We start from the raw sequence: 4944 nt of genomic DNA, 5'->3' as shown, positions 1-4944 counted from the left end.
GCCGTCATCGGCGCCCCGCGCACCGTTTCCGCCGCCGCGGCGTCCGCGTACGACGTCGGCCACCGCCGACCGGCCCCACCCGGGCCGGGGAGTCGGTGGCCGTCGTCGCAGGTGGACGAGCCGCGCCCCCCGAGGGCACGGTGCTTCGCACGGTTTTCGGTCTAAGAAGGGGACATGACGGGCTTTCTCGAGGACAACCTTGGCACGCTGAACACCACCGCCGGCACGGTGGTGGAGGGCCGCACGGCCGTGGCGCCGGAGGTGGTGCGCCGGGCGCGGCGCCGCATCGACGTCGACGAGCTGTTCGAGGGCGTGCGCGCCGGCAACCGGACCAAACTCGCCCGGGCCATCACGCTGCTGGAGTCGACCGCGCCCGCCCACCGCGTGCTTGCGCAGGAACTCCTGGTCAAGCTGCTGCCGTTTTCCGGCGACGCGCTGCGCGTGGGCCTGACGGGCGTACCGGGCGTGGGCAAGTCCACGACCATCGAGACTTTGGGCATGCACCTGATCGAGCAGGGACACAAGGTTGCGGTGCTGGCCATCGACCCGTCGTCGACGAAGACGGGCGGCTCGATCCTGGGCGACAAGACGCGCATGGCGAAGCTGTCGGCGGAGGACGGCGCGTTCATCCGCCCGTCGCCGTCGGCGGGCACCCTCGGCGGCGTGGCCAAGGCGACGCGCGAGTCGATGGTCGTGCTCGAGGCCGCGGGCTACGACGTCGTCATCGTCGAGACCGTCGGCGTCGGCCAGTCCGAGGTCGCCGTCGCGCAGATGGTGGACTGCTTCGCGTTCCTGGCTCTGGCCGGCGCCGGCGATCAGCTGCAGGGCATCAAGAAGGGCGTGCTGGAGATGGCGGACGTCATTTCCATCAACAAGGCCGACGGCGCCAACCTCCGCCCGGCCAAGCGCGCCGCCCGCGACCTGGCCACGGCCATGAAGATGGTCCGCGCCAAGGACGCCATCTGGACGCCGCCGGTGCTGACGATGTCGGCGCTGGAGAACGACGGCATCGAGAAGTTCTGGTCCGCAATCGAAGAGCACCGCGACGCGATGATCGAGGCGGGCCTGTTCGAGCGCAATCGTTCGGACCAGCAGGTCAAGTGGATGTGGTCGATGGTCCACGAGACGCTGCTGCAGCGCCTGGCCGGCGACGAGGGCGTCCGCGCGGCGCAGAAGCTCGTCGAGTCCCAGCTGCGCGACGGCCAGATCACCCCGACGTTGGGCGCGGAGCGCATCATCGACGCCTTCGACGGTGGACGGGGCTCCACGGCGCGCGACGTCGACGCGGGGAAGTAGGGGCCGGCGGCATGGCGCGGCGGCTGGCGCTGGACATCGGCGCGACGACGGTCACCGCGCGCCTGCGGGGCGGGCACGGTGCGCGGGCCACGGTGCTTTTCGACGGCTCGGCGTCCGTTCCCGCCGCGGTGTGCTTCGACGGGGACGGGGCGTGCTCCGGCGAGGCCGCGATCGCCGCGGGGGCGGGGGATCCGTCCTCGTTCGCGGGGTCGCCGCTGACGGCGGTGCTGACGGGGCGGTTGCGGTACGGGGGCGTGGAACGCGATCCGGCGGAGTTGATCATGCCCGTGCTGTCGCTGGTGCTGGGCCATGCCGGCGACATCGACCCCGATCCGCCCGAGCAGATCGCGTGCGTGGTGCCGTTGGGCGCGTCGGCCCGGCTGCGGGGGCCGATGGCCGCGGCGGCGCAGTCGCTGGGGCTCCCGGAGCCCTCGCTGATCCCGGAGCCGGTGGCGGCGGTGCTGCACGCGACGGGCGGCGGCGGACTGCCCCCGGGCGGTACGGGCGTGGTGATCGACGCCGGAGGCAGTTCCATGGAGGTCACGGTCATGCGGGGCACCGCGTCCGGGGCGCCGGAGATCCTCTCGGACCGCTCGGATCCGAGGGTGGGCGGCGACGACGTCGACGCGCGGATCCTGGCGTGGCTGGGCTCGGTGCTCGACCGCGACAATCCGCCGCTGGCCGCGGCCCTGCGGGCGGAAACGAACCGCACGCTGCTGGCCTCGCTGCGCGCCGAGGTGCGCCGGGCCAAGGAGGATCTGGCGCATCTGCCGGAGACAGACATCGCCGTGACCACGCTCCACGGCCACGGCAGCGTCCGGCTCACCCGCGCCGATCTGGATCGCATCCTCGCGGATTGGTCGGCTCGGGCGCGGGGACTGGTGGCGGCGGCGCTTTCCGACGCCGGGCTGCCCGCAAATGGTTCGGTGGGGTGCTTCGTCATCGGCGGCGGAGCGTCGCTGCCGACGCTCCGGGGTGCGCTCGCGCCAGTGGGGAGGCTCACCGTGGCCCACGAGCCCCTCGTCGCCGCCGCCGACGGCGCGGCCATCGCCGATGACGCGGTCCTCTCCGCCATCGCTGCGATGGACGAGGCGCCGCGCGGGCCCGTCGCGAAGCCCTCCCGCAAGAAGGCCCTCGGCGGCGCACCGACACCGCCCGCGGCTCCGGGACAGCAGTCGCCGTTTTCCGCCCCGACCGTGCCGCCGGAGTTCCGCCGCATCTGGCCCGGGCCGACGCACGTCATCGCCGAGGACGCCGACGGCCGCGTGTGGCAGTGGGGCGAGCTGGCGCTGGCGGGGTTCCTGACCAAGCTCATGGCCCCGCATCCGGTCGACGGCGTGGCTGGAGCGGTGGTCTCGGCGTCGTCGGGCAACTCGTTTTCCGTCGTCGTCGACGACCGCGGCCGCGCGGCCGCGTGGGGCGCCCGGGACTGGATGCAGCTCGGGGTCGCCGACGCCCCCTCGCACCGGCATGCGCCCGTGCACCCGGTGCTGCCGGCGCCGATCACGGAGGTCGCCTGCGGAGAGGCGCATGTCCTGGCCATCACCGCCGACGGCCACGTGCTCACCTGGGGTTCGTCCATGGGCGGCCGGCTGGGCACCGTCGCTCCCCTGGACGTCGCGCCGCAACCGCCGATGCCGGTGACGCACGACGTCCGGGACATCGTCGCCGTCGCCGCCGGTCACAATCATTCGCTGGCGCTCGCCGACGACGGCGGGCTCTGGGGCTGGGGGCGCGATCACCGCGGCCAGCTCGGCGGCGCGGCCGGCAAGGGGTCGCCGTACCCGATGCGCCTGCCCACGGCCATGCCCTTCACGGGGATCGTCGCCGGCAAGGACTTCACCCTGGCGCTCGACGGCGACGGCACCGTGTGGTCGTGGGGCCGCAATGATCGCGGCCAGCTGGGCCTCGACGGACCGCCGACGCGCTCGGGCGCGGGCCGCGTCGCGCTGCCGGCGCCGGCGCTGCGCATTTTCGCCGGGCATTCCCACGCCGGCGCGATCCTGGTCGACGGGACGCTGTTCCTGTGGGGTTCCAACGGCCACGGCGAGCTGGGCGTGCCGGGCGGGGCGCGGTCCTTCGCGTCGCGTCCCCGTCCGATGGCCCTGCCCGACGGCTCGTGGGCCGCGGACGCGGGCGGCGGCTCCGGGTACACGGTGTGCCTGACCGAGCGCGGGAAGATCCTCACGTGGGGCCAGGGCTTCCACGGCGTCGACGGTTCGGCGCGCCGCGGCGGGGACTCGCACGTCGCCACGCCGCTGGCGGGTCAGCCGCGGGACTAGTCGGCGGCTACCAGCTGGACGGCTCGTAGTCCTTGAGGAAGACCCCCGAGTACTCCGGGCCGCCGGTCTCGCCGGCGACGATCGGGTGGTAGACCCGCGCCGCGCCGTCGATGAGGTCCAGCGGCGCGTGGAACCCTTCCTTGGCCAGCCGTTCCTTGGTCACGTGCGGGCGCTCGTCGGTGATCCATCCGGTGTCCACGGCGGTCATGAGGATCCCGTGTTCCTTCATTTCGCTTGACGATGTCCTGGTCAGCATGTTGAGGGCGGCCTTCGCCATGTTGGTGTGCGGATGACCGGGGCCCTTGTAGCCGCGGCCGAAGACGCCTTCCATGGCGGAGACGTTGACCACGTACTTGCGCTCGAATGTGGAGGCTTCCATGGCGGGGCGCAGCCGGTTGACCAGGATGAACGGCGCCACGGAGTTGCACAGCTGCACTTCGAGCAGCTCGACGGGGTCGACCTGGCCGACGGTGGCCACCCAGGAGTTGTGGGCGACGAGGTCGGGGATCAGCCCGCCCGCGTCGACCGCGGTGCCCTCCGCGACGCGCTCCAGCGACGCGGAGCCGCCGGTCAGCGCGGCGGAGACGAGGGCGTCGGCGGCCGCCGAGTCGGTGCGGATCAGATGGGAGCCGTCGGCGGGGGAAATGGCGTCTGCCGCCGCGACCGCAGCGCCATCGGCAGCACCCTCATCCCCTCGTGCCGCAGCCGCGTCATCTGCGGAGCCGACGGCGGCACCGCCCGAAATGGCCTCACCCGCGGCACCCGTCAGCTGGCCGGGGTGGATGGCGGTGGTGGTGCCCAGGCTGACCCAATCCACCGTGTCGGCGACCGCCGGATCCAGGGGAGCGGTCTCGCCGTCGACGAGGCCCGAGTAGGCGCCCGTCGAGCGGCGCACCGTCTGCGCCGCGTTGTTGATGAGGATGTCCAGCGGTCCCGCCGCCGCGACCTCGTCGGCCAGGCGCACCACCTGGGCCGGGTCGCGGAGGTCGATGCCGATGACCCGGACGCGGTGCAACCACTCGGCGGAGTCGGGCTGCGCGGCGAACCGGCGCACGGCGTCCTTGGGGAAGCGGGTGGTGATGGTGAGGTGGGCCCCGTCGCGAAGCAACCGCAGCGCGATGTGCATGCCGATTTTCGCCCGCCCGCCCGTGAGCAGCGCACGGCGGCCGGTGAGGTCGCAGCGGGCGTCGCGCCAACGGCGGTTCTCGTCGGCGCACTCCGGGCACAGCTGGTGATGGAACCGGTCGACGAGGGTGAAGGGCCGCTTGCAGATGTAGCAGTTCTGCGACCGGATCAGCTGTCCGGCGAAACGCTCCGGGTCCACCGGGCGGCCGTCGACGGTCTCGGGCACGGAACCGGCGGGCAG

3 protein-coding genes are annotated in these 4944 nt (G+C 73.3%); 2 read left to right on the top strand and 1 reads right to left on the bottom strand.

Annotated features, from left to right (window positions below):
- The first annotated feature begins 174 nt into the window (after nucleotides 1-174).
- Together meaB and GX015_RS09795 are read left to right on the top strand one after the other, a co-directional pair.
- Nucleotides 175-1296: a methylmalonyl Co-A mutase-associated GTPase MeaB gene (gene meaB / locus GX015_RS09800; protein ID WP_291344759.1), complete on the top strand. Its 1122-nt coding sequence runs from the start codon at nucleotides 175-177 to the stop codon at nucleotides 1294-1296.
- 11 nt (nucleotides 1297-1307) lie between these two features.
- Nucleotides 1308-3578, top strand: a complete 2271-nt coding sequence (locus tag GX015_RS09795) for an Hsp70 family protein (RefSeq protein ID WP_291344758.1) — start codon at nucleotides 1308-1310, stop codon at nucleotides 3576-3578.
- A gap of 7 nt (nucleotides 3579-3585) precedes the next feature.
- Here the strand turns inward: GX015_RS09795 and GX015_RS09790 are convergent.
- Nucleotides 3586-4944 (bottom strand): SDR family NAD(P)-dependent oxidoreductase (locus GX015_RS09790; RefSeq protein ID WP_291344756.1); only part of this gene is annotated, 1359 nt, incomplete at its 5' end.

It is taken from the genome of Corynebacterium sp. (assembly GCF_012837295.1).
In the GTDB taxonomy this organism is placed as follows: Bacteria; Actinomycetota; Actinomycetes; order Mycobacteriales; family Mycobacteriaceae; genus Corynebacterium.
Note: the sequence above shows the minus strand (reverse complement) of the source record. Positions and strands in the feature narration are given on the sequence as shown.